The sequence below is a fragment of the Bradyrhizobium sp. Arg816 genome (genome assembly GCF_029989365.1).
Taxonomy (GTDB): Bacteria; Pseudomonadota; Alphaproteobacteria; order Rhizobiales; family Xanthobacteraceae; genus Bradyrhizobium.
The window spans coordinates 269,094-295,754 of sequence record NZ_JAPRAQ010000010.1 but is presented as its reverse complement, the minus strand read 5'-3'; the positions used below and the strand labels follow the sequence as shown (position 1 = coordinate 295,754).

General features: G+C 64.5%; 32 protein-coding genes. 14 read left to right on the top strand and 18 right to left on the bottom strand.

Annotated features, from left to right (window positions below):
* Nucleotides 1-6: 6 nt before the first annotated feature.
* From OWC48_RS25420 to OWC48_RS25410, 3 genes are all read right to left on the bottom strand, one after another.
* Entirely contained in the window at nt 7-690 is a 684-nt protein-coding gene (locus OWC48_RS25420; protein ID WP_282522408.1) for a substrate-binding domain-containing protein, read from the bottom strand.
* 18 nt (nt 691-708) lie between these two features.
* Nucleotides 709-1,410 carry a GrlR family regulatory protein gene (locus tag OWC48_RS25415; protein WP_282522407.1) on the bottom strand — a complete coding sequence of 234 codons (702 nt, stop codon included), beginning with the start codon at nt 1,408-1,410 and terminating at the stop codon, nt 709-711.
* A gap of 196 nt (nt 1,411-1,606) precedes the next feature.
* Nucleotides 1,607-2,641: a glutamine synthetase beta-grasp domain-containing protein gene (locus OWC48_RS25410; RefSeq protein ID WP_008129886.1), complete on the bottom strand. Its 1,035-nt coding sequence runs from the start codon at nt 2,639-2,641 to the stop codon at nt 1,607-1,609.
* 536 nt (nt 2,642-3,177) lie between these two features.
* Here OWC48_RS25410 and OWC48_RS25405 point away from each other — a divergent pair.
* Nucleotides 3,178-3,381: a DUF2735 domain-containing protein gene (locus tag OWC48_RS25405; RefSeq protein ID WP_282522406.1), complete on the top strand. Its 204-nt coding sequence runs from the start codon at nt 3,178-3,180 to the stop codon at nt 3,379-3,381.
* A gap of 111 nt (nt 3,382-3,492) precedes the next feature.
* On the opposite strand, the gene OWC48_RS25400 is transcribed toward OWC48_RS25405, so the two are convergent.
* A complete protein-coding gene (locus OWC48_RS25400; protein ID WP_282522405.1) occupies nt 3,493-3,819 on the bottom strand; it encodes an MliC family protein in 327 nt (108 codons plus the stop codon).
* A gap of 68 nt (nt 3,820-3,887) precedes the next feature.
* Between OWC48_RS25400 and OWC48_RS25395 the strand changes: the two genes are divergently transcribed.
* Nucleotides 3,888-4,631: a tyrosine-protein phosphatase gene (locus tag OWC48_RS25395; RefSeq protein WP_282522404.1), complete on the top strand. Its 744-nt coding sequence runs from the start codon at nt 3,888-3,890 to the stop codon at nt 4,629-4,631.
* Here the strand turns inward: OWC48_RS25395 and OWC48_RS25390 are convergent.
* On the bottom strand, nt 4,621-5,364 hold the full coding sequence (locus tag OWC48_RS25390) for an SGNH/GDSL hydrolase family protein (RefSeq protein ID WP_282522403.1): 744 nt from the start codon (nt 5,362-5,364) through the stop codon (nt 4,621-4,623). The two genes, OWC48_RS25395 and OWC48_RS25390, sit on opposite strands and share 11 nt — an antisense overlap.
* A gap of 119 nt (nt 5,365-5,483) precedes the next feature.
* On the opposite strand from OWC48_RS25390, the gene OWC48_RS25385 reads away from it, so the two are divergent.
* Nucleotides 5,484-6,164 carry an SDR family oxidoreductase gene (locus OWC48_RS25385; protein WP_282522402.1) on the top strand — a complete coding sequence of 227 codons (681 nt, stop codon included), beginning with the start codon at nt 5,484-5,486 and terminating at the stop codon, nt 6,162-6,164.
* On the opposite strand, the gene OWC48_RS25380 is transcribed toward OWC48_RS25385, so the two are convergent.
* Entirely contained in the window at nt 6,161-6,508 is a 348-nt protein-coding gene (locus OWC48_RS25380) for a GrlR family regulatory protein (protein ID WP_282522401.1), read from the bottom strand. The two genes, OWC48_RS25385 and OWC48_RS25380, sit on opposite strands and share 4 nt — an antisense overlap.
* Nucleotides 6,509-6,651: 143 nt before the next feature.
* Here OWC48_RS25380 and OWC48_RS25375 point away from each other — a divergent pair, with 143 nt between their 5' ends.
* The 3 genes from OWC48_RS25375 (at nt 6,652) to OWC48_RS25365 (ending at nt 8,054) form a co-directional block, all read left to right on the top strand.
* Nucleotides 6,652-7,338 carry a DUF2161 domain-containing phosphodiesterase gene (locus OWC48_RS25375; RefSeq protein WP_282522400.1) on the top strand — a complete coding sequence of 229 codons (687 nt, stop codon included), beginning with the start codon at nt 6,652-6,654 and terminating at the stop codon, nt 7,336-7,338.
* A 25-nt stretch (nt 7,339-7,363) separates the two neighbouring features.
* Complete coding sequence (locus OWC48_RS25370; protein WP_282522399.1) at nt 7,364-7,663, top strand: putative quinol monooxygenase; 300 nt, start codon at nt 7,364-7,366, stop codon at nt 7,661-7,663.
* An 85-nt stretch (nt 7,664-7,748) separates the two neighbouring features.
* Nucleotides 7,749-8,054: a hypothetical protein gene (locus OWC48_RS25365; protein WP_282522398.1), complete on the top strand. Its 306-nt coding sequence runs from the start codon at nt 7,749-7,751 to the stop codon at nt 8,052-8,054.
* Nucleotides 8,055-8,132: 78 nt separating this feature from the next.
* Here OWC48_RS25365 and OWC48_RS25360 read toward each other — a convergent pair whose 3' ends face one another.
* Both OWC48_RS25360 and OWC48_RS25355 read right to left on the bottom strand, forming a co-directional pair.
* Nucleotides 8,133-8,744: a GNAT family N-acetyltransferase gene (locus OWC48_RS25360; RefSeq protein ID WP_282522397.1), complete on the bottom strand. Its 612-nt coding sequence runs from the start codon at nt 8,742-8,744 to the stop codon at nt 8,133-8,135.
* A 150-nt stretch (nt 8,745-8,894) separates the two neighbouring features.
* Complete coding sequence (locus tag OWC48_RS25355) at nt 8,895-9,296, bottom strand: PaaI family thioesterase (RefSeq protein ID WP_282522396.1); 402 nt, start codon at nt 9,294-9,296, stop codon at nt 8,895-8,897.
* A 119-nt stretch (nt 9,297-9,415) separates the two neighbouring features.
* Here OWC48_RS25355 and OWC48_RS25350 point away from each other — a divergent pair, with 119 nt between their 5' ends.
* Nucleotides 9,416-10,204, top strand: coding sequence for a cobalamin-binding protein (locus tag OWC48_RS25350; protein ID WP_282522395.1), 789 nt, complete (start codon nt 9,416-9,418; stop codon nt 10,202-10,204).
* A 117-nt stretch (nt 10,205-10,321) separates the two neighbouring features.
* Here OWC48_RS25350 and kynU read toward each other — a convergent pair whose 3' ends face one another.
* The 5 genes from kynU to OWC48_RS25325 all read right to left on the bottom strand — a co-directional run bounded on the left by kynU (nt 10,322) and on the right by OWC48_RS25325 (nt 15,546).
* Nucleotides 10,322-11,524 carry a kynureninase gene (kynU, locus tag OWC48_RS25345; protein ID WP_282522394.1) on the bottom strand — a complete coding sequence of 401 codons (1,203 nt, stop codon included), beginning with the start codon at nt 11,522-11,524 and terminating at the stop codon, nt 10,322-10,324.
* A 7-nt stretch (nt 11,525-11,531) separates the two neighbouring features.
* Entirely contained in the window at nt 11,532-12,371 is an 840-nt protein-coding gene (gene kynA / locus OWC48_RS25340) for a tryptophan 2,3-dioxygenase (protein ID WP_282522393.1), read from the bottom strand.
* 34 nt (nt 12,372-12,405) lie between these two features.
* Entirely contained in the window at nt 12,406-13,215 is an 810-nt protein-coding gene (locus OWC48_RS25335) for an alpha/beta hydrolase (protein ID WP_282522426.1), read from the bottom strand.
* A 275-nt stretch (nt 13,216-13,490) separates the two neighbouring features.
* Complete coding sequence (locus OWC48_RS25330; RefSeq protein WP_282522392.1) at nt 13,491-14,768, bottom strand: ArgE/DapE family deacylase; 1,278 nt, start codon at nt 14,766-14,768, stop codon at nt 13,491-13,493.
* A gap of 52 nt (nt 14,769-14,820) precedes the next feature.
* On the bottom strand, nt 14,821-15,546 hold the full coding sequence (locus tag OWC48_RS25325; RefSeq protein ID WP_282522391.1) for a pyridoxamine 5'-phosphate oxidase family protein: 726 nt from the start codon (nt 15,544-15,546) through the stop codon (nt 14,821-14,823).
* A 75-nt stretch (nt 15,547-15,621) separates the two neighbouring features.
* Between OWC48_RS25325 and OWC48_RS25320 the strand changes: the two genes are divergently transcribed.
* Nucleotides 15,622-17,091, top strand: coding sequence for a PLP-dependent aminotransferase family protein (locus OWC48_RS25320; protein ID WP_282522390.1), 1,470 nt, complete (start codon nt 15,622-15,624; stop codon nt 17,089-17,091).
* Nucleotides 17,092-17,174: 83 nt separating this feature from the next.
* Nucleotides 17,175-17,420, top strand: coding sequence for a DUF6719 family protein (locus OWC48_RS25315; RefSeq protein ID WP_282522389.1), 246 nt, complete (start codon nt 17,175-17,177; stop codon nt 17,418-17,420).
* A gap of 3 nt (nt 17,421-17,423) precedes the next feature.
* On the opposite strand, the gene OWC48_RS25310 is transcribed toward OWC48_RS25315, so the two are convergent.
* Both OWC48_RS25310 and OWC48_RS25305 read right to left on the bottom strand, forming a co-directional pair.
* Nucleotides 17,424-17,789 (bottom strand): hypothetical protein, encoded by a 366-nt coding sequence (locus tag OWC48_RS25310; protein WP_028147797.1) that lies wholly within the window; start codon nt 17,787-17,789, stop codon nt 17,424-17,426.
* Nucleotides 17,790-17,848: 59 nt separating this feature from the next.
* Complete coding sequence (locus OWC48_RS25305; RefSeq protein WP_166096179.1) at nt 17,849-18,013, bottom strand: hypothetical protein; 165 nt, start codon at nt 18,011-18,013, stop codon at nt 17,849-17,851.
* Nucleotides 18,014-18,428: 415 nt separating this feature from the next.
* Here OWC48_RS25305 and OWC48_RS25300 point away from each other — a divergent pair, with 415 nt between their 5' ends.
* On the top strand, nt 18,429-18,626 hold the full coding sequence (locus OWC48_RS25300) for a hypothetical protein (protein WP_282522388.1): 198 nt from the start codon (nt 18,429-18,431) through the stop codon (nt 18,624-18,626).
* A 59-nt stretch (nt 18,627-18,685) separates the two neighbouring features.
* Here OWC48_RS25300 and OWC48_RS25295 read toward each other — a convergent pair whose 3' ends face one another.
* Nucleotides 18,686-19,234, bottom strand: coding sequence for a CreA family protein (locus OWC48_RS25295; RefSeq protein WP_282522387.1), 549 nt, complete (start codon nt 19,232-19,234; stop codon nt 18,686-18,688).
* A 208-nt stretch (nt 19,235-19,442) separates the two neighbouring features.
* Here OWC48_RS25295 and OWC48_RS25290 point away from each other — a divergent pair, with 208 nt between their 5' ends.
* The 4 genes from OWC48_RS25290 (at nt 19,443) to OWC48_RS25275 (ending at nt 23,455) form a co-directional block, all read left to right on the top strand.
* A complete protein-coding gene (locus OWC48_RS25290) occupies nt 19,443-21,044 on the top strand; it encodes a L,D-transpeptidase (protein WP_282522386.1) in 1,602 nt (533 codons plus the stop codon).
* A 110-nt stretch (nt 21,045-21,154) separates the two neighbouring features.
* Nucleotides 21,155-21,721, top strand: a complete 567-nt coding sequence (locus tag OWC48_RS25285) for a glutathione peroxidase (protein WP_282522385.1) — start codon at nt 21,155-21,157, stop codon at nt 21,719-21,721.
* A gap of 165 nt (nt 21,722-21,886) precedes the next feature.
* Nucleotides 21,887-22,900 (top strand): polysaccharide deacetylase family protein, encoded by a 1,014-nt coding sequence (locus OWC48_RS25280; protein ID WP_282522384.1) that lies wholly within the window; start codon nt 21,887-21,889, stop codon nt 22,898-22,900.
* A 3-nt stretch (nt 22,901-22,903) separates the two neighbouring features.
* On the top strand, nt 22,904-23,455 hold the full coding sequence (locus OWC48_RS25275) for a dihydrofolate reductase (RefSeq protein WP_282522383.1): 552 nt from the start codon (nt 22,904-22,906) through the stop codon (nt 23,453-23,455).
* A gap of 25 nt (nt 23,456-23,480) precedes the next feature.
* Here the strand turns inward: OWC48_RS25275 and OWC48_RS25270 are convergent, their stop codons facing one another.
* Together OWC48_RS25270 and OWC48_RS25265 are read right to left on the bottom strand one after the other, a co-directional pair.
* Nucleotides 23,481-23,933 carry a DoxX family protein gene (locus OWC48_RS25270; RefSeq protein ID WP_282522382.1) on the bottom strand — a complete coding sequence of 151 codons (453 nt, stop codon included), beginning with the start codon at nt 23,931-23,933 and terminating at the stop codon, nt 23,481-23,483.
* A 303-nt stretch (nt 23,934-24,236) separates the two neighbouring features.
* The gene (locus tag OWC48_RS25265; RefSeq protein ID WP_282522381.1) at nt 24,237-26,546 is read right to left on the bottom strand and encodes an NADP-dependent malic enzyme; all 2,310 of its coding nucleotides are present in this window, start codon (nt 26,544-26,546) and stop codon (nt 24,237-24,239) included.
* Nucleotides 26,547-26,661 lie beyond the last annotated feature (115 nt).

The following is a 26,661-nucleotide window of genomic DNA, read 5'->3' as shown; positions in this document are numbered from 1 at the left end:
GCAAATTCAAGGCTCGAGTCCCGATTGGCGCAGCACGGGGACGACCTCCGGCGATGCCAGATAGCGCAGCAGCCGATCGGCCGCTTCGGCATGTCTGGCGCTCGCCATGCGGCCGGCGGAGAACACGGCCGGTGTCTGCAAATCGTGCGGGATGGGACCTACGACTTCGATGCCGTCGACCTGCTTCAGCTCGCTGACCTGCTGCACGGCGAGGTCGGCCTCGCCGCTGACGAGCCGCTCCGCCGTGAAGCCCTGCTCGACGATGGTCGCCTTGGCGTTGATCTCGGCCGCGATGCCCCATTGCTGGATCAACTGGGCAAAATAGACACCGCTCGCGCCCAGCCGCGAATAGGCGACGGACCGCGCCGCGAGCAGCGTTTTGCGGAGCGCGGCTTCGCCGCCAATATCGGGATGCGCCTGCCCTGCCCGCACGGCAATGCCGACGAAGGAGCGCGCCAGATCGGCTGCGCTAGCCGCGGCCACGCGGCCTTCGCCGATCATCTCGTCGAGCCCCTCACGGGTAAGGATCACGAGATCGGCGGCCTCGCCGTCGCGTAGCCGCTTCAACAGCGCCAGCGTTGGCGCGAAGTCGGCGTCGACATGGATGCCCGATGCGCTCTCAAAGGCGGAGGACAGGCTGCGCATCGCGCCCATCAGGCCGAGCGTCGAGAGCATGCGAATGTTTTCCATGGGCTATTCCTGTCGCGATCAGGCGCGATGCATCAGCTTGAGCGCGGCGGTCAGGCGCAGGCTGCGCTTGCCGGCCAGCGCCGTTGCCTCCAGCACCGCCTGCTCCGCGTCATAGGTGCCGGAGAAACCGATGCCGACCTCGTGGCCGCCGAAGATCGGATCGTCCTTGGCCGGCGTGTGCTCCTGGTTGAGGATCTGGCCCTTCCAGCGCCCCTTGGCCGCGGTGTAGCTGCCGAGATAGTAGAACGAGGCATCGCCGCCGAGGATGCGGCCCTGGTTGAGCAGCATCACGCCGGTCAGGCCGCCATCGACGCCGTCGAGCATGTGCAGGTGCACCGAATAGAGCCCGTCGGCGATGCCGGCCTCGCCGACCCCGCCCGCGATCGGCACCTCGTCTTCGGTGATCGGCGTCATCACCGACTGGAACGGCACGCCCGGCAGCTCTTTCAGCTCGCCCTTGAAGCGAAAGAGATCGCCGTCGGCCCAGCCCTTCGCAAGCAAGGTCGCATCGTCGGTGCCCGCCATGGCGCGGTAGTTCGGGTCCGGGTTGTGGCGGACTGTCATGATGACGACGTCGACGCCGGCTTCAGTCCTCTCATAGGTGCCGATATGAGCGAAGGCCGAATTGCCGCCGAGCATCTTGCCATTGCCGACATGCATCACGCTCCGGCCGACCGCGTCGCCGAGCTGAAATCGCACCTTGTAGAAGCCTTCAAACACCAGCCGTGTCCCCGGCCCCGCGCATCCCGGGACATTCTATCCCGGTTTCGCCGGCGATGGACAGACTTCAAGCCGGCATGGCCGGCAGACCCACAACAACGGCTGTCATCGGAATGCAAAAATCCGCCGGAGCTTTGCAGCTCCGGCGGATTGAAGACCAACCCGGGCCGGCCCCCCGGCCCGGGCCGGGAGGATCTTAGGCCGCGGCCTTCTTGTCGGCGGGCACGGACGCGATCGTCTTCAGGATCTGCGAAGCGATCTGGTATGGGTCGCCCTGCGAGTTCGGACGGCGGTCTTCCAGATAGCCCTTGTAGCCGTTGTTGACGAAGGAGTGCGGCACGCGGATCGACGCGCCGCGATCGGCAACGCCGTAGCTGAACTTGTTCCACGGCGCGGTCTCGTGCTTGCCGGTCAGACGCTTGTCGTTGTCCGGGCCGTAGACGGCGATGTGGTCCATCAGGTTCTTGTCGAAGGCCGCCATCAGCGCCTCGAAGTACTCCTTGCCGCCGACCGTACGCATGTACTCGGTCGAGAAGTTGGCGTGCATGCCGGAGCCGTTCCAGTCGGTGTCGCCGAGCGGCTTGCAGTGGAATTCGATGTCGATGCCGTACTTCTCGGTCAGGCGCAGCATCAGGTAGCGGGCCATCCACATTTCGTCAGCGGCCTTCTTGGAGCCCTTGCCGAAGATCTGGAATTCCCACTGGCCCTTCGCGACTTCCGCGTTGATGCCTTCATGGTTGATGCCGGCAGCCAGGCAGAGGTCGAGATGCTCTTCGACGATCTTGCGGGCGACGTCGCCGACGTTGGAGAAGCCGACGCCGGTGTAGTACGGACCCTGCGGCGCGGGATAACCCGAGGCCGGGAAGCCGAGCGGACGGCCGTCCTTGTAGAAGAAGTATTCCTGCTCGAAGCCGAACCAGGCGCCGGCGTCATCGAGGATGGTGGCGCGCTTGTTGGAGGCGTGCGGGGTCTTGCCATCGGGCATCATGACTTCGCACATCACGAGCACGCCGTTGGTGCGCGCGCCGTCCGGGAACACGGCGACCGGCTTCAGCACGCAATCGGAGCTGTGGCCTTCGGCCTGCTGCGTGGAGGAGCCATCGAAGCCCCAGAGCGGAAGCTGCTCGAGCGTCGGGAACGACGCGAATTCCTTGATCTGTGTTTTGCCGCGCAAGTTCGGAGTCGGCGTATATCCGTCGAGCCAAATGTACTCGAGCTTATACTTGGTCATTGAGCCTCTCTGTAGATGATGCGAAAGGTGGGGTTGAGAGCCCCCGCACGTTTGTACCCGGCCATCATCGGCCGACCCTCTACAAGCATTTTGCGTGCCAAAAGGCCGCAGTGCGGGAGGTTTTCCACCGCGGCCGGGATCGGCCCGCCGACGGCAAACCGTCCCCGGCGGCATGCGTCATAGCCGCGCACCTTCGCGTGAAGCTGCACTGCAAAAATCCCGCGGAAAACGCCTGATTCTGGAGCAGACGCACCGTTGCCGGAGGTTGCCGATGAAACGCGCATCAACGTCCGGCAACTTTCGCAAAGTCTTGCGCCTGTGCCTAGCAACCTTTGGAATGGCCCAGGCGTTAGCCACCGACAGGGTGCCTTAGGGGATGCAGAGGGTCACATGCCCACAGATTAGGCAGCAACTGATTTCCTTTTCAGCACTTTCCAATTCGGGATGCGCGGCCGATATGGGGAATCCAGTAACCACAATCGAACGAGTCGGGCGCACCATGGAGGCCAAGGCGCTTCGACCCAGGAGCAATCGCAATGATGAATAATGGTCTGAATCACGGATCTGCAACGATCTACCAATTCCCTGTCGGGGGCCGCGCGGCTCTCGCCGGACGCCGCCATGGCGACACCCGCCTTCCCGCCGATCATGCTTCGCTTCCCGCGAACGTCTCGATCTGCAGCGACAGCTGGTACCACCAGGATGCGGTCGACGAAGCAAAGCCCAAATGGGAACGCTAATGTTTGTGTTTGGTATGATACCGCCGCGCTCGCGCAAGCGTCCGACGGAAGTTTGAAAAAGGGTCGAAACAACGAGGTTTCGGCCCTTTTTGATTCCTGGTGGCCTCCCGGCTAGAGCGCGGGCTTTTCGATCACCGCACAGGCCGTGACCGGCCGCTTCAGATGCTTGACCGTGGTCGCTCCCGTCTTGCCGATCCTCAGCGTGATCCCTGCCCCCGAATAGCGCGCGCCAGAAAGCGCCAGCCGCCTCTCCAGCGTGACAGGTTCGCCGTCGATTTGGAGAAAGGCGCGTTTATCATCGTCATAAAATCCCACGATGAACTGCGTACCATCGGCGCAGCGATAGGTCCGGAACGTCTGCGCATCCGCCTGTCCCGCACCGAGAATTCCGCCCGACAGCACGGTGATCGCCAAGACAATGGCCTTGTGCCGGCCCATGATTGCCCCCTGAATGCACTCAAGGACGCCGTAGTGCGTCCAGTGGAAACATAACCCAAGCTGATCTCATGCCAGATTCCCCTGCCCGCCACCTCGCCCTGCAAGGCGCCAGCAATTTTCGCGACCTCGGCGGCTATCCGACCATCGATGGCCGCACCACGCGCTGGCGCCACATCTTCCGCTCCAACCATCTCGGCCAGCTCACGGCCGCCGACGTCGAGATCGTCCGTGCGCTGGGTGTGCGTAGCGCCTTCGATTTTCGCGGCGTCGAGGAGCGCGCGGCCGGCGTCTGCGTCGTGAACGAGATCACGGTGCATTCGCTCCCGATCGAGCCGACCGTCGTGGCCGCGCTGCGCGCCGAGCTTGCCAAGGGCAGGCTCACCGCGCCGGTCGCGCTCGAACTCATGCGGGAGTCCTACCGCAACTATGTCCGCCACAACACGCACAGCTTTCGCGACCTGTTCGGCCATCTCCTGGAGGACCGCGCGCCGCTGGTGATCCACTGCACCGCCGGCAAGGACCGCACCGGCTTTGCCAGCGCGCTGATCCTGCATGCGCTCGGTGTGGCCGACGAGGTCATTGCCGAGGACTACCTGTTGACCAACCAGCACTACAGGCGCGACGCGACGGCCGCCATCGACCTGCCGGACGACGTGCGCAACGCCATTGGCAGCGTCGAGGCCTCGTATCTTGCCGCTGCGTTCGAGGCCGTCGGCAGGGAGTACGGCGATATCGAGACCTATTTGCGCGATGGGCTCAAGCTGGGCACGGCCGAGCGGACCGCGCTGAAAGAGCGCTATCTCAAATCGTAATCAGACACGGGCATCTTTGTGTCACGCCGGTCTTCGTTAGGATCGCCGAACGAAGAGCGCGCGCAACATGCATCGTGCTCCAATCGCTCTGATGCAGCTTCAACTCATCGTCAGGCGCGATTAGCTGCTCGAACGTCGCGTTGTTGTACGTGTGCCAATGCCGCATCAGCGCCCAGCGCTGGAACAAATTGACCTTGGCGTCTTTCGCCGCGGTCCGGATTGCCGAGACCATCTTCTCCGAAAGCTCGGCATTGTCCTCGATCATGGCTGTCACGTATTGCGGGTCGATCAGAATGACGTCCATGGTCGGGTGACCGCGCAGGAGCTTCAATCCCTCGGCGATCTTCCCAACCACTTCATCGAAGTCGAATTGCTCCTTGCGAAACACAGCGTTGGTTCCGACTTGCCAGAGCACCAGGGAAGGATTGTCGGCAAAGATATCGTCGTTGAACCGATCCACTTCCTGTGGCGCATCTTCACCGCCCTTGCCGCGGTTGAACACGTCGATCCGGATGTCTTTATGGAGGTCATCATCCTTATAGTGTTTTCTCAAATACAGCTCGAGCCGCGCGGGATATGCAACGACGTTGCCGAGTCCGGCCGTCGAGGACGACCCCATCGCCACGATGCGCACGGGCCCCTTTCCGCCCAATGCCTTCCTGAAATTCTCCAGCGGGTACTGCAGATCAACGATCGCAGCGGGAAACTCGAGGGTCGGCAAATTGTCAGCCATGAAACAACCTCCTCAACCATCTAAAGTTGCATTTATAGCCCAATTTGGAAGCCGCCGCCATTGCAAGTCCAATTCACCGCGCGCAATAGTTGGCGCGAATTGAAACGACGGAGAGCGCCGTGCAGGGAAAAGTCATTGTCGTGACGGGCGCGCTCGGCGCACTTGGCAAGGTTGTCGCCGAGACGGCGTTGGCGCGGGGCGCGCGCGTGGCCGGCATCGATCACGCGCCCTCGCAGATGCCAGCAACGCCCGAACGCATCGAGATCGGCGGCGTCGATCTGTCCGACCCAGCACAAGCGAAGACGGCGGTCGAGGCGGCGGCAAAGCACTTCGGCAGGCTGGATGCGCTGATCAACATCGCCGGCGGCTTCGCGTTCGAGACCGTCGGCGAAGGCGACATCAAGACCTGGCAGCGCATGTATGCGCTCAACGAGCTCACGGCCCTCAACACCTCGCGCGCCGCGCTACCGCATCTCGCCGCATCCGGGGCCGGTCGCATCGTCAATATCGGCGCCATGGGCGCGCTTCAGGCAGGTTCCGGCATGGGCCCCTATGCGGCGTCGAAAGCCGGCGTGCATCGCCTCACCGAGGCGCTTGCCAACGAGTGGAAGGGCAAGGTGACCGTGAACGCGGTGCTGCCATCGATCATCGACACCAAGGCCAACCGTGCCGACATGCCGAAAGCGGATTTCTCCAAATGGGTAACACCGCAGGAACTCGCCGAGGTGATCCTCTTCCTCACCAGCGACGCCGCGAGCGGCGTCACCGGCGCGCTGATCCCGGTGAGCGGCCGGGTCTAGTCCGGCACCAATAACCGCAGATTGCCTTTGAAGCGGATGCTCTGCTTGCCGGCGAGCGCGATGCCTTCGCCATAGGCGGTCTCGCCGGTGTAGGTGCCGCTGAAGCCGATGGTCACGACCTTGCGACCCCACACCGGGCGCTCGTCGAACGAGGGCGAATGCTCCTCGTTGGTCAGCTCGCCCTTCCACTTGCCGTCGGCCGCGGCGTAGCTGCCATAGGCGAAGAAGAATGAATCGCCACCTCGCATGTTGCCGTCGCGCAGGACCATGACGCCCTGGTTGCCGCCCTGGACGGCATCCAGCATCTCGATGCGAATGTGATAGAGCCCATTCCTGATTGTCATCTTCGTAAAGCGCCCGACTGTCCCGCTCGCAGGATAGCCGTACCATCGGTTCCCGATCAAATGGCACAGAGCCACAAATGCGTTCCGAGCTAGACTGGTAGCAACTGATTCTCGGATCGGAACGCAAGACCCGGACGCTTTCCTTGGAAACCGCGCTTTATCTACCCGTCAAACGCTTCCTCGAAGAGCTCGGCTTCACGGTCAAGGGCGAGATCGGCGGCTGCGACCTCGTCGGTCTCAGCGCCGGCGATCCGCCTGTCGTGGTGATTGGCGAGCTCAAGCTCGCCTTCAATCTCGAGCTGATCCTCCAGGCCGTCGACCGCGCGCCCGCCGGCGACGAGGTCTGGATCGCCGCAAAGATGTCCGTGCGTGGCAAGGGGCGCGAGAGCGATGCGCGCTATCGCAACCTCTGCCGCCGCCTCGGCTTCGGTATGCTTGGGGTGACCGACCGCGGCCAGGTCGAGGTGCTGGTGAAGCCACCGACGGCAGCGCCGCGCCGCGAGCCGAAGGTCCGTTCGCGCCTGGTCGCCGAACATCAGCGCCGCCAGGGCGATCCCGTGCTCGGCGGCAGCACGCGCGCGCCGATCATGACGGCCTATCGCCAGCAGGCGCTGGCCTGTGCGTCGGAACTCGCCGGTGGGCCACGAAAGGTGCGCGAATTGCGCGAACGCTGTCCCGATGCCGGCAAGATCTTGCTTAACAATGTGTATGGCTGGTTCGAACGTGCGGACCGGGGAATCTACGGGCTGACCGAGGCCGGACACGCGGCGCTGAAACGCTGGCCGCAGGCACCGATGAGAGAAACGCCCCGCGAGGCATCGCCGCCCTAACGGAAATCACGTCGGGAGACATCGCATGATCGTTGTGACTGGCAGCGTAACGGTCCGCACCGAGACGTTCGACGAGGCGCGCCGCCTGAGCCTCGAGCATGTTCATCGGTCGCGACAGGAGCCCGGCTGCATCTCCCATGCAGTGCATGTCGACTGCGAGAACCCGCTCAGGCTGGTGTTCTTCGAGCAATGGGCCGACCGCGCCGCGCTCGCCGCCCACTTTGCGGTACCCGCGTCCGGCGAGTTCGTGCGCGCCCTGCGCTCACTGGCCGCAGGGCCGACCACGCTCGACCTTTATGAGGCCAGCAAGCTCGCAAATCTGTGAGCGCATAGCTGTGATGCCACACCAAATTCATATTGCAATGCAACATCTCCGGCACTAGGTATCCCGGCATCAAACCGAGGCCGTTATGAGCGCAGACTGGAATACCAAATATGGCACGCGGCGCGTGCGCCACGATCCGCCGACTCTGGACGAGGCGATCTTCGCCGCCGTCGGCATCACCGACGATCAGGAGCAGCAGGCAGAGATCGCCTCAGCGCTGATGGGGATGCCGCTCGAAATCGTGCAGGCCGAGGTGAAGAAGCAGGCCCGCACCAACGGCCGCATCACCGCCACGCGCGTGATCGCAGGCGAACAGGGTGCGCAGCGCTCGGTGGTGGTCGAACGCCGTGTCGTCCGCCGCTTCGGCAACGACAAGCGCACCGGTACCTGAGCGCTTAATTCCCTATCCCCAATACGAAAGCGGACCGGTTTTGCCGGTCCGCTTTTTGATTCCAGTCCGCTTTTCGATCTAGGCGGCGCGATTGCCGTACATGCTGGAGATGATCTTCCAGCAGGTCGAGTTGAAGCTGAGAAGAGCGTGGCCAGCCGTGAAGGGCGAGGCCGCGAGTTCAGCGAGCTCGGCCTCAGGCGTCTTGGCGAGATCGATCGTGCCGGTCGATTCGCCATGACGGAATTGCAGATTCGCTCCGAACTTCCTCGCGAGCGCCCGCATGGCGTGATTCTCGGCGCCGGTGGTGATGCGCAGGCGCTTGTAGCCTTTCCAGCGCGCTTCCGCGATCAGCCGGCTGAACAAGATGGTGCCGACGTTCTGGCGCCGCGCCGAAGCTTCCACGCTGAAGGCGACCTCGGGCAGCGAATCGTCCTCCGGCGGATGCAGCTCGGCTGCACCACGGACCACGCCGTCGACGATGTAGGCGACAATCACGGTACCGTCCTCGGCGCAGCGGGCGGCGTAACGCTCGATGAAGCTGTCGTCGAGAAAGCCGTTGAAACGGTCGTGCCGGCTTGCGGAATCAAGTCGCAGGAGGTGATCGCGCAGAAGCGGCAATTCTTCCTGCTGGCTCAAGGTCCGCACATAGCCCGGAACGGGCGTCGTGCGGGTCGTGTCTTCAAGTACCACGTCAAAACTCCTCTTGGTGTCCCTCGAGGAGGCGTTCGAATCCCTAGGCCCCCAATATTGTGCGCCGCAGCATGTTTTGCAAGACGGGAACCTGCCCAAGTTTCAGGCATCGGAGACGACTAATTCGTTAATAAAATCAAGCCCCCGTAGTCATACGAGGACCAGCTGAGTCTGGGTGACCACGGCGACCAGCTTGCCGTCATCGGTCTCCAGCCGGGTGGTCCAGACCTGGGTCCGCCGTCCCCGATGGACCGGTGTCGCCGTGGCGATAACCGTGGTTCCCTCCTTCGCCCCGCCGATGAAGTTGGTCTTGCTCTCGAGCGTCGTGGTGCCCTTGGCATCCTCCGGCAGATTGATCACGGTCGCGGCGGCACCGACGGAATCGGCGAGCGCCATCACCGCGCCGCCGTGGATGGTGTGGTGAAGCGTGCAGAGGTCGGGCCTGACCGCCATCCGCGCCACCACTCGGTCCTTCTCGGCCTCGACGAATTCGACGCCCTTGAGCTCGGCAAACGGCATCTTCATCGCTTTAAGTTTCTCGAGCGGCGTCATCGGATCTCCTCCCAATTCATTGTTGTCTCAGCGTGAATTGCTTCGGGCGGCAAAGCAATGACGTCCGAGGTAATGGCCCTGCTGACATCGGTGACGGCATTTGCGCATATGCTAATCCCATGCGCCACTTCCCGCCCCGCCGCATCGTCTGCCTGACCGAAGAGACGGTCGAAACGCTGTACCTGCTCGGCCAGCAGGACCGCATCGTCGGCGTCTCCGGCTACGCCGTCCGCCCGCCCCAGGTACGGCGGGAGAAGCCACGGGTGTCGGCCTTCGTCTCCGCGGACATCCCGAAGATCCTGGCGCTGGAACCGGAGCTGGTGCTGGCCTTCTCCGACCTCCAGGCCGGCATCGTCGCCGACCTCGTGCGCGCGGGCGTCGACGTCCATGTTTTCAATCAGCGCGACATTGCCGGGATCCTGGCAATGATCCGCACGCTCGGCGCGCTGGTCGGCGCGGCTGAGCCCGCCGAGGTACTCGCTCACGGGCTTGAACGGCGCCTCGCAGAGATAGCGGAAACACCTCGCCCCTCGGCGCGGCCAAAGGTCTATTTCGAGGAATGGGACGATCCGTTGATCTCCGGCATCGGCTGGGTGTCCGAGTTGATCGAGATCGCCGGCGGTGAGGATGTGTTTCCGGAGCTGCGACAGCGGCAGGCGGCAAAGGATCGCATCGTCTCGGCGGAGGCGGTGCGCGAGGCATTGCCCGACGTGATCCTCGCCTCCTGGTGCGGCAAGAAGGTGGTGTCTGCCCGGATCAAGCAGCGCGATGGCTGGAGCGAAATTCCGGCCGTGCGCGACGACCGCATCGTCGAGATCAAGTCGCCGATCATCTTGCAGCCGGGGCCGGCGGCGCTGACGGATGGGCTCGATGCGATCGTGACGGCGTTGTGGGAGACGGGCTCCTGATCCCTCCGCCGTCATTGCGAGCGAAGCGAGGCAATCCAGAGTGCCTCTGCAGAGGGATTCTGGATTGCTTCGTCGCAAGAGCTCCTCGCAATGACGGCTGAGGCAGCGCTCGCACCCTCACGTCACCGCATTCACCACCTGATATTCCGGACGGCGCCACACCTCGCCTGCAATCACCTCCTCAATGATCTCGGCTGCTCGCATGATCTCGCTCTCCCCAATGTAGAGCGGTGTAATCCCGAACCTCATGATGTCAGGCGCGCGGAAATCGCCGATGAGGCCGCGGGCGATCAGGGCCTGCATGGCGGCGTAGCCGCCGTCGAACGCGAAGGAGACTTGTGAGCCACGGCGCTCGTGCGCGCGCGGGGTGACGAGCTTGAGCTCCGGGCAGCGGCGTTCGACCTCGGCGATCAGGAGATCGCCGAGTGCCAGCGAACGGGCGCGCACCTCCGCGATATCGACCCTGTCCCAGATGTCGAGCGAGGCCTCCAGCGCCGCCATTGCGAGCACCGGCGGGGTGCCGACGCGCATGCGCTCGACGCCGCCGGCCGCCGCGTAGCCAAGCTCGAACGCAAACGGTTTTGCGTGGCCCATCCACCCCGACAGCGCGGCGCGCACGCCGTCGGCGTGGCGCGGCGCGACGTAGAGGAAGGCCGGCGCCCCGGGGCCGGCGTTGATGTATTTGTAGGTGCAGCCGGCGGCGAAATCGGCGCCGCAGCCAGCGAGATCGACAGGCAGCGCTCCAGCCGAATGCGCGAGGTCCCAGACGGTGACGATGCCGAGCGCATGCGCCTTTGCGGTCAGCGTCGCCATGTCGTGGCGCCGTCCGGTGCGATAGTCGACCTCGGTGATGTAGAGGACCGCAATCTCCTCCGACAACGCGACCTCGATCTCCTCCGGCGCCACCAGGCGCAATTGATGGCCGCGGCCGAGCGTCGCAATCAGCCCCTCGGCCATGTAGAGATCGGTCGGAAAGTTTCCGGTGTCTGATAGCACGACCTTGCGCGATGCGTTCATGTCGAGCGCGGCGGCGAGTGCCTGGTAGACCTTGAGCGAGAGCGTATCGCCGACCATCACGGAGCCGGTCTCCGCACCGACCAATCGCGCGATGCGATCGCCGACGCGGCGCGGCTGGACGTACCAGCCCGCACTGTTCCAGGCGCGGATCAGCTCGTTGCCCCACTCGGTCGTGATGACGTGGCTGACGCGCTCGGCGACGCCCAGCGGCAGCGCGCCGAGCGAATTGCCGTCGAGATAGATCACGCCGTCAGGCAAATGGAACAAGGCCCTGGTGTCGTCATAGACGCGAAGCTTGGTCATGGGATCTCTACAGAACCGTGCGGACGCGCCAGAGCTCGGGGAACAGCTCGACCTCCAGCATGCGCTTGAGATAGCTGACACCGCCGGTGCCGCCGGTGCCGCGCTTGAAGCCGATGACGCGCTCGACCGTCGTGACATGGTTGAAGCGCCAGCGCCGGAAGTAGTCCTCGAAGTCGACCAGCTTCTCGGCAAGTTCGTAGAGCATCCAATGCGTTTCCGGCGCTTCGTAGACGATCCGCCAGGCCTGGAGCACGCCCTCGTTGAAGCTATGGGTCTCGCGAACGTCGCGCGCCAGCACGGACGCGGGCATCTTGAGCCCGTTGCGGTCGGCGAGCCGCAGCACCTCGTCGTACAGGCTCGGCGTGGCAAGCTCGCCTTCGAGCAGCCTGGTCGTTTCCACATCGTGCGCATGCGGCTTGAGCATGGCGTGGTTGCGGTTGCCGACCAGAAATTCGATCAGCCGGTACTGACGCGACTGGAAGCCCGAGGACTGGCCAAGCTGCGAACGGAAGCGCGTATACTCGCTGGGCGTCATGGTGCGCAGTACGTCCCAGGCACCGTTGAGCTGCTCGAAGATGCGCGACATCCGCGCCAGCATCTTCATCGCGGGCTGCACTTCGTCCCTGGCGATGGCGCGGCGCGCGGCGCTGAGCTCGTGGATGGCAAGCCGCATCCACAGCTCCGTGGTCTGATGCTGGATGATGAACAGCATCTCGTCATGGGCTTCCGAGAGCGGATGCTGCGCGCCGAGGATCGCATCCAGCGCCAGATAGTCGCCGTAGGACATACGCCGGGCGAAATCGGTCTCGGCGCCTTCGCTCGTGGGATCGTAATCGCTGGACGTCATGGCAGGCCCTTTCGATCGATCGATCCTCGCCGCGTCAGTCGAGGCCGATCAGCCGCGCGGTGATCGGGGACGACGGATCCTTCAGTCCGTCGATCACCGTAAAATGGTTGAGCCCGGGATCGACGACCAGGCGCGTCGGCACGTCGAAGCCGGTCCAGACATTGGCGATCAGATCGGACTGACGCATGAATTCGGGCCGCTCGCCGCCGCCGACCCAGGCCGTGACCGGCGAATGTCCCCGCGGCAGGTGCAGCGCCGCGCTTTCAAGCGTCGCCTCCTCCATGGTCATGCGCAGCGTGTCGTTCATCTTCGTGTTGAGCAGCGGACGCAGATCATGCAAGCCGCTGATCGAGAGCGTGCCGGCGATCCGGTTGTAGACGGCCGGCTCGAGCCGGCCGTCGTTGCACAGCATGCGCGTGACGAGATGGCCGCCCGCGGAATGGCCGGCAAGCCGGATCGGGCCGGAGACGAGCGAGGCCGCCTTGGTGATCGCGGCGGTGATCTCTGCGGTGATGTCGGAGATGCGCGCGGCCGGCGTCAGCGTGTAGCTCGGCAGCGCCACCGTCCAGCCGTGATGCCGCGCGCCTTCGGCCAGATCGGTCCAGGTCGACTTGTCGAAGCGCATCCAGTAGCCGCCGTGCACGAAGACGACGAGGCCCTTGCTGTCGCCGTCGGGCAGGATCAGGTCGAGACGCTGGCGCTCGCCCGGGCCGTAGGCGACGTCCGCGCGGAAGTCCTTCAGGCCGGCGCGGTAAGCCGCCGCCCGCTCCGCCCATTGGGCCGGCATCTTGTCCGAGCCCGCGATATGGGCCGAATTGGCATAAGCATCATCCCAATCGCGCATCGTGACACCCAAGGATTCGGCCATCGAACTGGGCGCCAGTCTGCCACCAGTCAGGACGGCGTCCTAGTCTTTCTTTTAAGCTTAAAGCATTTGGACGCGCCCGTGTTTCGGGCAGCGGTCGCCCCAGCCGAGATGCCGTGGGGTGGGCAAAGCGACTTGTCCGCCGTAGCTCGAAGAGCAAAGGCGGAAGCGTGCCCACCCTTTCGTGCAAGATCGAAGAGAGATGGTGGGCACGGCGCAAGAGCGCCTTTGCCCACCCTACGAGATCTCGACCGCTACGCCTTCTCCACCCCGCACCAATCCGCGATGAACAAGGCCATCGCCTTGGTCGACTTCTTCAGCGACTCCAGGTCGACGAACTCATTGAAGCCGTGCATCTCGCCGCCGCTCGCGCCGAAGCAGAGGCTCGGGATACCGTGATTGAGGCCGTAGAAGCGGGTGTCGGTCAGCGCGGTGAAGACGAGGTCTTCGATTTCGCCGCCATAGACGGTGTTGAAGGCCTTGCCGAACGCGGCCTCGGGCTCCGCGGCGTCGGTCAGTTCATACCCCTCCGACAGGAAGCCCGACCAATCGACCTCCGGCGGATTGTTGGCGAGGAAGCGGTGGTTGCGCGCGGCAGCCGCAACGCAGGCCATGATCTCCTTCTGGTGATCGGCGATCGACCAACCCGGCAGGACGGCGATACGGCAATCGACGTCGCACCAGGCCGGCACACTGGAGGCCCAGTCGCCGCCCTTGATGATGCCGGGGTTGAAGTTGATGGGATGGTTCAGCGTGTTGAAGTGCCGATCGGCTTTCGCGCGCTCGTTCCACTCGATCTCGAGCTTTTGCAGCGCCTGGATCAAATGATAGGCCGCCATGATGGCGTTGGCGCCGGAGCCGGCGAAGGCAACGTGGGTCGGATGGCCCTTCACGCGCAGGCGAAACCAGATCACGCCGACCTGCGAGCGCACCATCTTGCCGCCGGTCGGCTCCGGGATGAAGCAGGCGTCGGCACGATAGCCGCGCTGCAATGTCGAGAGCGCGCCGACGCCGGTGCTCTCCTCCTCGATCACAGACTGGAAGTGGATCCGCGCCGTCGGCCTGAACCCCGCCGCCTTGATCGCATCCAGCGCGTAGAGTGCGCCGATCGTGCCCGACTTCATGTCGCAGGCGCCGCGGCCGAACATCTTGCCGTCCTTGATGACGGGCGAGAATGGCGGCGTGTCCCATAGCTCCAGCGGCCCCGCGGGCACCACGTCGCAGTGCCCCTGGAGGATCAGCGATTTGCCGTCATTCGTTTGCGGACGGTAGGTGCCAACCACCGTGCGCGCCTTGGAGAAATCATGCTCGATCGGGCCGAAGCCGCGCAGATCCTTGAGCTCATCGACATTGATGTGCCAGTCGTCGACCTCGTAGCCGCGCGCGCGCAGGAGGTCGCCGATCATGTCCTGGCACGGCCCCTCCGCCCCGCGGGTCGAAGGGATCGCGACGAAATCGCTTGTGGTCGCAAGCTGGGCTTCGAAGCCGGCATCGACGGCGTCAAGAATCCTCTGCTGCGTGTCGGCATTCATCAGGCTACTCCGGGCATCCAATTGGTCAACGGTGCGCGCAAGCTAGCCGATTTCAGTCGTTCGGGTACTCCACAAAATAAGCATCCCGCAATGCATCTTCGAGCAGCCGGCCTTCCGAATAGCCATTCAGCGTCACAGGCCGGGTTACACCATCCAGCAGGCGCGGGCACGGCTCCGGCGCGCCCAAGACGGTGCGCACGGGGATGCGCTCGGCATAGATCGGCAATTCGTAGTCCTCGTCGTCGTCAGCCACACCCTTGGCGCGGACTTTGGCCGAGGCCTCCTCGATCTCCATTGCGATGAAGGACGTCGCCTTGATCTCCTGCGCGCTGCTCTGACGCAGGCTCGCGGTGCGATCCGGGAAGAAGCGATCGACCATGGCGATCACGGCCCGCTCCTTTTCCTCGGGGTCGGTGACGAGATAGGCGGTGCCGAAAGCCATCACCGCGCGGTAGTCGGCGGAATGGTTGAAGCCGCAGCGCGCGAGCACGAGGCTGTCGAGATGGGCGACCGTCAGGCAGACGCGCTCGCCCCCGGTCTGGTTGCGCAGCATGCGGCTGGCGCTCGAGCCGTGCCAGTACAGCTTCGTTCCCTCGCGCCAGAAGAAGGTCGGCGTGCAATAGGGCTGGCCGTCGATGACATAGGAGACGTGACAGAGCATCGAGGAATCCAGGATGCGGTGAACTATCTCGTGATCGTAGAAGCCGCGGTCGTGACGGCGCTTGACCTGGTTGCGCGCTGACGTCGGATAGGAATTCTGGCTTTCGGTCTGGCTCACGGCCGCTCCTGTCGGGCTTGGAACAATTCCAGGAGAGTTGTAGCCACGGATTTGGTCTGCGATAGTGCCAATTCCATGCGAAAAATTCCGACCAATTCGTCCGCGCCCGCCAAGGCGGAGTTGCCTCTCGACCTCACCGGCCCGCACATCACGGCGGGCGCGTCGTCGGCGCACCGGCTGTACCAGGCGTTGTGCGACATGATCGTCTCTGGCCTCGTAAAACCCGGCGAACCGCTGCCTCCGTCGCGGACGCTGGCCAAGCAGACCGGCTTCCGCCGCAACGCCGTCGTCACGGCCTATGAACGGCTGATCGCCGACGGCTTTGCCGCGGCGACCGTCGGCTCCGGCACCTTCGTCGCCACGCGGATTCCCGCACCGGCGGTCGAGCCGAAGAGAGCGAAGATCATGGTCGAGGCACCACGGCAAGGCGCGTTCGCGCTCGGCTGCACGCATATCGACGAGCGCGCCGTGCAGCGTTTTCGCGCTTTCGTCGGGCGGCGCATGCGCGCATTCGGGTCCGAGCATCTGCATTATGGCGATCCGCGCGGCAGCCGCGAGCTGCGCGCCGCGATCGCCGATCATCTGCTGTCGGCGCGTGGCCTGCGCTGCGATCCCGATCAGATCATGCTGACATCGGGCACGCTGCATGCGCTGCGCATCGTGCTGAGCGCGATCCTGAAGCCCAACGACCAGGTCTGGTGCGAGGACCCGGGTTACCCCGCCGCGCGAAAAACCATTTCGCATTGCGGTTATCGCGCCGTACCCGTTCCCGTCGACGAGCACGGGATATTTGTCGCCAAGGGCCGCACCGCCGCATCGTCCGCACGCGCGGCCTATGTGACGCCGTCGCACCAGTTTCCGCTGGGCGTGCAGATGTCGATGCCGCGACGGCTGGAGCTGCTGGATTGGGCGAGGCAGGCCGGCGCCTTCGTGCTCGAGGACGATTACGACAGCGAGTTCCGCTATGATGGCGCGCCGTTGATGTCGCTTGCCGGCATCGATCATCTCCAGCGCGTGATCTACATGGGCACGTTCGCCAAGACGCTGTTTCCGGGCCTGCGCATCGGCTATTGCGCGCTGCCCGAGCGCCTGATCGCTGACGTCACGGCCGCGCGCGCCGCGCTCGACCGCTTTCCCGGCACGCTGATGGAGGGCGCGGTGGCCGACATGCTCAATTCCGGCGCGTTCGCCGCGAACCTGAAGCGGGTGCGAAAGCTCTATCGCGAGGCGCGCGACGCGCTGGCCGAGACGCTGGAAGCGGCATCCGACGGTGCGCTGTCGGTGCCTGTGCCGTCGCAAGGGCTGCACCTCGTCGCCCGGTTCGATCCGTCGGTCAAGCTGTCGGCGGCGGCAGAGGCCAAGAAGGCGGCAGGCGCGGAAGGCTGGCTGCTGGCCGACACCTATTCGCGCGCGCGTCCCCTGCCCGGGTTCGTGCTGGGATTTTCCGGCCACGCGGTTCCGCAACTCGTGGCCTCCGCCGAACGGCTCGCGCTGGAGTCGCGCAGCGCCCTGCGCGCGAGGAGCAAATCGGCCCGGCGGGCGTGACGAACGTTCACTATGAGAAACGTTCGCTATGAGAATCGCCTGCCGCTCCCTACATTGCGGCATCGATGCTGGGACCTCACATCATGCTGCTGCGCCGCGCGACCTGCCTCTCGCTGCTGATCTCGGTCGCCCTCGCGACGGCAGCGCATGCCGTCACTGTCGGACGTGAACAGGACATCACCGATCTCAAGCTCGGCCAGCGGGTGCAAGTGGATGATGGAACCTGCCCCGCCGGGCAGGTCAAGGAAGTGCGCGGCGCGAGAATGACCGACAAGGGTGTGGCGCGAACCACCGCCTGCGTGCCTCGCTACGGTCCGAAATCGAAGTGATGATTACGACTTCGCCGGGTCGAACATGCACTGCAAGGTCGGTTTGGCGATCTTGGTGAAGGTTGAGCCGATCTCGCCCTGCTTGGACGCGGGAACCCAATCAGTCTCGATCGTCGGCACGCCGGTCTCGCTGATGCCGCGCAACAGCGCCTCGCGCAGATCGCGGTCCTCGACGGCCGCAGCGGCGTGATCATGCAGGCAGCCGCAGACCTCCTCGGGGTGCTCCCAGCGCCCGAGCATCCGCGGCGCACACTGACGCACGAACTCGCTGCGGGGATCCGGTAGTCTGGAGGGAGCGCGCACCTGCGCATGCGCAGCGCTGATCGTCAGAAGCGAAACAAACGCTGCGGCGCAGAATCGGACAATCATGATGGCCTTTATCGGCTGGTTTTTCTTGTGATTTTCTTGCTATTTTTCTTGGCTGTCGATCAGAAACGCGCTGCGACCACGATCGGCTGCGGCGCCGTGGTGGTGACCGGCGAGCCGCTGTACTGGAAGGTGCCGACACCCGGGAGATTGCCGTCCGGCGCCCCCGCGAACGAAGAGCCGGCGAGCACGAAAGCGAAGGCAAGGATGAAGCTGAGCGTGCGCATTTCTCGTGTCCCAATTCCGTGGCCGGCGGTGAGCCGTCGTCGTTGCGAAGCTGATAACCATGCGTCGTTTCGCGCGTGATGCGCCAAAAGCGGAAAATGGTTTCGTCATTGTGAGAATTGTTTCGTCGCGCCCCAGGCGACGAAACATTCAGCGGAAAATCCCAGTCTTTTCAGAGGGGCCGCGCCGCGTCTGAAAGTGGCCTTGCAGGCTCTGCTCGCGCTTGGAAGCAGACCGACGCTGCGCGCCGCCACACGCGCGCCTTCCGCACTTCACATGCATTTTACGTTTTTCTGCTGAAGAAAAGCCCGAACGAGGGCTGGGTTCCGTCGAACCGGGGGCGATTCGACCGCGACCCAAGCCATCGAAACCGAGAAGCCCGGAACCACCGGGCGCGTTCAGTTGAGGGATGCCATCATGACGGCGCAAGATCGCGCAACGCCGCGCGACGCGGACCTGCGGACGGACCGTGCCGACCAGCAACCCAGTCGCGTCGCTTCGATCGGGGCAATGTCGCTGCAGTCGGGCCGCGGCCACGAGGCCGCGCCACAAGCATTCGTGCGGCTGACCGGCTCGCATCTCGCAAAGCCGCGCCAGCCGCACTCTCGTCACTGAGTGAACGCGAGCGCGTCACTGAGTGAACGCACCCGCATTACTGAGTGAACGCAAGAGCGTCACTGAGTGAAGAACTCGCCGCACTTCTGGACGTTTGCGTCAGCCGGTCCCCACGGCATGACCGGCACCGTGGAGGTCGAGTTCTTCGGCGAGCCCTCGATCAGCCGGTCCGAATAGACCATGTAAACCAGCACATTGCGCTTGGCGTCACAGCCGCGCACGATCTGCATCTTCTTGAAGAACAGCGAGCGGCGCTGGCGGAACATGTCGTCGCCCTGCTCCATCTTGGTCTTGAACTTGATCGGACCGACCTGGCGGCAGGCCAGCGAGATATCCGAGACCTCCTCGGCAAGGCCGAGCCAGCCCTTGAAGCCGCCCTTCTCAGGCACCGTGAAATGACAGGCCACGCCCTCGACTTCGGGGTCGTCGAGGCCGTAAGTCGCGAGCTTGTCATTCGGGCTCATCCATTTGAACACGGTCGAGCGGCGGAAGATCAGATCCGGCTCGTCGGCGGCGATTGCAGAGCTCGCTGGGGCAGCCAGCAACAGGAGGAATAAAGCGAGGCCTTTCAAGCGGATGCTGGAAAGATCGGGGAAACGAGATGACATGAAGTTCTCCGGTAGCAAGTCCCGGCAATGTAGGCATGCGACAGCCGGTCAGGAAGACGACCGGCAGCCGTCGCAGCCGCCGTTTACCGCTCCGTGAGGCTTTTTTGCTACGTCATGGACAAAAGTCGCTGGCGGCAGAACTGCCGTGCTAGTGAACGCGTATCCCCTCTGCGAGACTAATTTCTGAGTTGGATTGTGGATTCGAGGAATGAATAGCGTGAACGGGGCCAGTTTTTCTGCCAGGCCGGTCCGGCTGTGGCAGGTCGCCATTTTGACGGCGGCCGGTGCGATTGGCTGGACCAGCCAGGCGGACGCGGCGTTTTACTACTGGAGCGATTACTCCGACGGGTCCTATGCCGCCCGACAGGAGCGCTATCCCGACATTCCCCGGCAGAAGCCTCAGAAGCGCAGTACGGCCGGCAAGAAAGCGGTCGTCGCCGAGAAGGAAGCCGGCACCAAGCCGCAAGGTCCGCTCGTGATCGTCGTGTCGATCGATCGGCAGAAGGTGACGGTCTACGACACCCACGGCGTGTTCGCGGAATCCCCGGTGTCGACAGGCATGAAGGGCCACTCGACGCCGATGGGCGTGTTCAGCGTGATCCAGAAGCACAAATTCCACCAGTCCAACATCTATAGCGGCGCGCCGATGCCGTACATGCAGCGGATCACCTGGTCCGGCATCGCCATGCATGCCGGCGTGCTGCCGGGCTATCCGGCCTCGCACGGTTGCATTCGCATGCCGATGGCGTTCGCGGTGAAGATGTGGAACTGGACAAGGATGGGCGCGCGCGTGATCGTCTCGCCCGGCCAGATGTCGCCGCAAAGTTTCTCGCATCCCCTGCTCGCCTCGGTGCGCGTGCCGCCGCAGCCCGCCGTCAGCCTGGAGCCCCAGACCAATGTCGGCGACAAGGCCGACAAGGGCGCCGCATCAACCAACGTCAGCGAAGCAAAACCCGTCGAGACGAAGACCGCCAGCGCGGAGAGCGCGCTCGAGCTGCGTTCGTCGGTCGGCCATACCGTGATGTCGGATGTGACCACCGGCAATGCACCGGTGCGCGCGGAAGCAGCCGCTCCAGCCGACAAGGTTGAGGCCAAGTCTGAAAAGACCGCCGAGGCATCTGACCCGGTCAAGCCGCAGTCGGAAGAAGCCGCCAAGCCCGCAAGCACCGACGCAAAGCCCGTCGAGGCCGCAGAAGCGCCCAAGGCTGACGCCGCCGAGCCCGCGAAGAAACCCGATGCGCCCGCTACCGCACCGGCGCTCACCGCCTCGCCGGACGCCAAGAAGGACGAGACCCGCGTCGCCGATCCTGCGCCTGCCGCGAAGCAGGAGACGCCCAAACGCGCCGGCCAGATCGCGGTGTTCATCAGCCGCAAGGATTCCAAGCTCTACGTGCGGCAGAACTTTGCGCCGCTGTTCGAGGTTCCCGTCACGATCGCTGCGAGCGACCGGCCGCTCGGCACGCACGTCTTCACCGCCGAGGTCGACAAGACCGACACCAACGCGCTGCATTGGTCGGTGGTGTCGCTGCCGGTCTCCGCCCGCGCCGCCGCGCGCGAAGATGACAGCCGCGTGACACTCCGCCAGCGCGGCGCCGCCGTGATCCCCGTCGCCGCCAAGCCCGTTACAGCCAAGCCCGTGGTCATGCCGGACACCCCGGCCGAGGCACTCGACCGTATCTCGATCCCGGCGGACACCATGGCGAAGATTAACGAGATGCTGACATCGGGCGGCTCGATCATCGTCTCCGACCAGGGCATCAACCAGGGCGAGACCGGCGAAGGCACTGACTTCATCGTCCGCCTGTACTAGAGCGCTTTCGAGCGAAGTGGCGCCTTGCCGCGTCCGATAACGCGGTGTTGACCAGGCGCGTCGCGCCGACGCAGTAAAGTGCGTCCCGGATCACGTCGGGGGACGTTGCCATGCTGAACCGCAGGACCATGCTCGCCGCGCTTGTCGCGACGACCGCCTCTGCTGGACGCAGCCGCGCCGATGGCGGCATGAGCCGGATTTCGGCCTATGCCTTCTCCTTCCCTGCATTATCCGGCGACGACATCCGCCTTGCCGCGTTCACGGGCAAGCCACTGCTGGTGGTCAACACCGCGTCGCTCTGCGGCTACACTCCGCAATATGCCGGCCTGCAGGAGATCTGGAGCGAGTTTCGCGAGCGCGGGCTCACCGTGATCGGCGTGCCCTCCAACGATTTCGGCGGCCAGGAGCCCGGCGGCACCAGCGAGATCACGGAGACCGCGCACCACCAATACGGCGTTACCTTCCCGATCGCGGCCAAGGCCGTGGTGGTCGGCGCCAAGGCGCATCCGTTCTACAAATGGGCGGCCGAGGCGCGCCCCCGCGACGTTCCGCGCTGGAACTTCCACAAATACTTGATCGGGCGCGACGGCTACATTGCCGAGGTGTTTCCGTCTGCGGTCGATCCGACGGACACGCGGGTCAAGACGGCAATTGCGAAGGCGCTGGCCGACAGCTGACACCCGCAGCCCGCATCCGGTTGGGCACAATTGTGGCGGGGTGCCAAACAGCCGTTGCAATGACGAGGGCCCACCATCTAGGCTAGGACTATCAAGGGGCAGGATGGTTTTGCCAGAGGCGAAAAGCTGCGGCGGAACAACGGGATCAATCTCGAGGACAACACCATGCGTGTGGCGGCAGGACTGATTTTGGCAAGCGCGATGTCGGTTGCGATGGCGGGCGCAGCGTGGTCGCAGACCCCGGCCGCAAAGCCCGCAGCCGCCACCCAAGCGGCACCGGCTGCAGCCCCCGCCGCAGCACCGGCGCCCGCTCCCGCGGCGGCAGCCGCTGCGCCGACGCAAGCGGCTTTCCCGCCCCCGCCGAAACAGGCGCCCCAGCCCGCTCGCGCGGCCTGCAACACGCCCGGCGCGCTCGGGGTCGCCCGCACCGTCGAGATCGACACCACGGGTGGTCCGGGCTTCGGCTTCGAGCATTTCAAGGAGCTCGACTTCCTGCGCGACAAGGAGGTCGTGCTGACCTTCGACGACGGCCCCTGGCCAAAGAACACGCCCGCGGTGTTGAAGGCGCTCGCCGACGAATGCACCACCGGCATCTTCTTCTCGATCGGCAAGCACGCGACCTATGAGCCGGAGATCCTGAAGCAGGTCTATGCGGCCGGCCACACCGTCGGCGCCCACACCTGGTCGCACGCCAACCTCAACAACAAGAAGCTCACGGAAGCGCAGCGCAAGGAAGAGATCGAGAAGGGATTCTCGGCGGTGAAATGGGCGCTCGGCGGCATCTCGCCCTCGCCGTTCTTCCGCTTCCCGGCGCTCCAGCATCCGCCGGAGATGGTCACCTATCTCGGCAACCGCAACGTCGCGATCTTCTCCTGCGATATCGATTCCTTCGACTTCAAGGCCTCGAAGCCCGAGAAGGTGATCGAGACCGTCATGAAGAAGCTCGACGCCAAAGGCAAGGGCATCATCCTGATGCACGATTTCCAGAAGCACACGGCGGAAGCCCTGCCCGAGCTGCTCAAGCGCCTGAAGGCCGGCGGCTACAAGGTGGTGGCGATGCGCGCCAAATTCCCGGCCTCGACGCTGCCCGAATACGACCAGGAGCTGCTCAAGGACGTCAAGCTGCCGACGGTGAGCAACCGGCCCGTCAACAGCGTCGTGACGACCGTTTCAGAATAGACATTGTCTTTCCGGTTCGAAGGCTACGTCATCGTCTCAGCGGACGGCATGCTTGCCGACGCGAGTCATGTCATGCCTGACAGCCTGAAGTTCGAAGGCGACAAGCTGTTCTTCGAGCAGGCGCTCGATCGGGCCGCGCTGATCGTGCACGGCCGGCGCTCGCACGAGCAGCAGCCGAACTCGCCCAAGCGCAAGCGCCTGATCCTGACCCGCAAGATCAAGGCGCTCACCGTCGATCCCGAAATGCCGAACGCGACGCTGTGGAATCCGGATCACGCGAGCGTCGAAGAGGCCTGCGCCTTCGCCGACGTCGCCTCCGGCACCGTTGCGATCATCGGCGGCCCGGTCGTGTTCGACATGTTCATGGAACGCTATGACACCTTCTGGCTCTCGGAAGCCCCGCACCTGCGGCTGCCCGGCGGCGAAGGCTGCTTTGTCGGCGTGCCGGAGCGGACGCCGCATGAGGTGCTGGCGTCACACGGGATGAAACCGGGCGCGCCATACATGCTCGACGCAGCGCATGACGTCACGGTTACGCCGTGGCGTAGAACGTAGGGCGGGCTGGGATCAGCGCGAAGCCCTACACGTCCCCGTAGGCCGTCTCGGCCGAGCGCGTAGCGCGGCCATAGCCCATGATCATGAACAGCGCGCCGATGATCGAGAGATTCTTCAGCGCGTCGACCACCATCTTGGCGTTGTCGGGCGCGGCCTGATTCCAGAAATCGGAGAACAGGACGGTCGAGACCGCGATGTAGACGATCATGAGCAATGCGAAAAAGCGCGCGCCGAAATTCAATGCGATCATCAGGCCTGCAATGATCTCGAGCCCGCCGACCGCGATTGCCAGAAGCTGCGGCGTAGTCATGGCGGTCGCCGTCTCGATCTGCTTGGCATAGGGCTCGATCATGTCAGGCACCACCACCTTGGTGGCGATGAAATCGGCCGTCGCCTGGATGGCAAAGAGCTTGGTCGCGCCCGTGTAGATGAACAGCACGGCGAACAGGATTCGCCCGAAAGTCACGAACGCTGGCATGGTCGGCCTCTTGGCTCAGGCTTTTTGAAATCGGCGTCTTGACGAGGGTACCGGGCGATTATGAAGAGTCGTGCGCCGGTTTACAAACGGGGAAATGGCGAACTGCGAGCAATTCAAAGTTGGCGACGCGGGCGGTGCAGTGGCGCTCCCTGGCGAAATCGAACCGGCCGGAACGAATTCGACCACCAGTCTCTCGGCGTCATGGCCGGGCTCGACCCGGCCATCCACGATTTGCTCCGCGGTATGAAGATCGTGGATGCGCGGGACAAGCCCGGGCATGACGAGTTCGCGGAACGTCGATCCCTACGTAAACAACGTCGGCTGCTGCCGCGAAGCGCGCTCCTGCGCTTCCACGACCGCAACTGCCGTCATGTTGAGGATGCCGCGCGCCGTCACCGACGGCGTGAGGATATGCGCCGGGCGCGCCGGGCCGATCAGGATCGGGCCGACGGGGAGCGCATCCGCCAGCGACTTGATCATCTGATAGGCGACGTTGGCGGTGTCGAGGCTCGGCATGATCATGATGTTGGCCTCGCCCTCGAGCTTGGAGTGCGGCAGCACCATCTTTCGCGCAGCGGCGGAGAGCGCGGTGTCGCCCTGCATCTCACCGTCGGCCTCGATCTCCGGATGCTTCTCCTTCAACAGCTGGGTCGCCCGGCGCATCTTGCGCGAGGACTCGGTATCGTAGCTGCCGAAATCCGAGTGCGAGACGAAGGCGATCTTCGGCTTGATGTTGAAGCGCTGGACGTGGACCGCCGCCAGCGAGGCAATCTCGGCGAGCTCCTCGGCGCTCGGATTGGGCCGAACTTGCGTATCGGCGATGAAGAAGGCGCCCTTGCTGGTGATCAGCAGCGCCAGTGCCGCATAGTCGATGATCCCCGCGGAGAAGCCGATGATCTCGCGGACATGGCGCAAATGGTGCATGTAGCGGCCTTCGACGCCGCAAAGCATGGCATCCGCCTCGCCGCGCGTGACCGCGAGCGCAGCGATCACCGTGTTGTTGGTGCGCACCACCGTGCGCGCCGCATCCGGCGTCACGCCGCGGCGGCCGGCGACCTCGACATAGGACTGCACATAAGAACGATAGCGCGGATCGTCCTCGGGATTGACGAGGTCGAAATCCTTGCCTGCCTTGATCGACAAGCCGAAGCGCTTGATGCGCGCCTCGACGACCGACGGACGCCCGACCAGGATCGGCGTCGCCAGCTTCTCCTCCAGCACCACTTGCGTGGCGCGCAGCACGCGCTCGTCCTCGCCTTCGGCGTAGATCACGCGCACCGGCTGGGTCTTGGCCTTGGCGAACATCGGCTTCATGACGAGGCCGGAGCGGAAGGCAAAGCGCTCGAGCAGCGCGGTGTATTCGTCGAAGTTGGTGATGGGGCGCGTTGCGACGCCCGACTCCATCGCCGCCTTGGCGACGGCGGGCGCGATGCGCAGAATCAACCTGGGATCAAAGGGGCTCGGGATCAGCGAGCCCGGGCCGAAGCCCTGCGTTTCGCCGGTGTCAAAGCCTTGCGCGACCGCATCCGACGGCGCCTCGCGCGCGAGCTGGGCGATGGCCTCGACGGCGGCGTGCTTCATCTCCTCGTTGATGGCGCTGGCGCCGACGTCGAGCGCGCCGCGGAAGATGAAGGGGAAGCAGAGGACGTTGTTGACCTGGTTCGGATAGTCGGAGCGGCCGGTGCAGATCATGGCGTCGGGGCGCACCTTCCGCGCCTCCTCCGGCATGATCTCCGGAGTCGGATTGGCGAGCGCCATGATCAGGGGCTTGTCGCCCATCGCCTTGGCCATCTCCGGCTTGAGCACGCCGGGTGCCGACAGCCCGATGAAGATGTCGGCGCCGCCGATGACGTCGCCCAGCGTGCGCTTGTCGGTCTTCTGGGCGTAGACTGCCTTCCAGCGGTCCATCGTGGTGTTGCGGCCTTCATGCACGAGGCCGTCGATGTCGCAGACCCAGATGTTCTTGCGCTGCGCGCCCATCGACACCAGCAGGTTCAGCGTCGCGATCGCGGCGGCCCCTGCCCCCGACGCCACGATCTTGACGTCGGACAGCTTCTTGCCGTTCAGCCTGAGACCATTGGTGATGGCGGCGGCGACGATGATCGCGGTGCCGTGCTGGTCGTCATGGAAGACCGGGATCTTCATGCGCTCCTTCAGCTGCGCCTCGATCTCGAAGCATTCCGGTCCGCGGATGTCCTCGAGATTGATGCCGCCGAAGGTCGGCTCGAGCGCCGCCACGGTCTCGACCACGCGCTCAATGGTGTCGGCGGCGATCTCGATGTCGAACACGTCGATACCGGCGAACTTCTTGAACAGGACGGCCTTGCCTTCCATCACCGGCTTGGAGGCCAGCGGGCCGATATTGCCGAGGCCGAGCACCGCGGTGCCGTTCGAGACCACCGCGACCAGATTGGCGCGGGTGGTGAGCGTTGCGGCCTCCGCCGGGTTCTTGGCGATCTCGGTACAGGCGGCGGCAACGCCCGGAGAATAGGCAAGCGCGAGGTCGCGCTGGTTGGCGAGCGGCTTGCTCGCCTGGATCTCGAGCTTTCCGGGGCGCGGCAGACGGTGATAGGCCAGCGCCGCCTGGTGGAGATCATCAGAATAGGATGACATGCGGTCTCTTGCCTCGCGTTACCGGCCTCAAAATGCCTCATCCGGAGCCGCCGTCCAAGCCGACGGTTATTTCCGGGTCGTGGAAACGGGATGAAGCACGGCGGGCGCCCCGGTG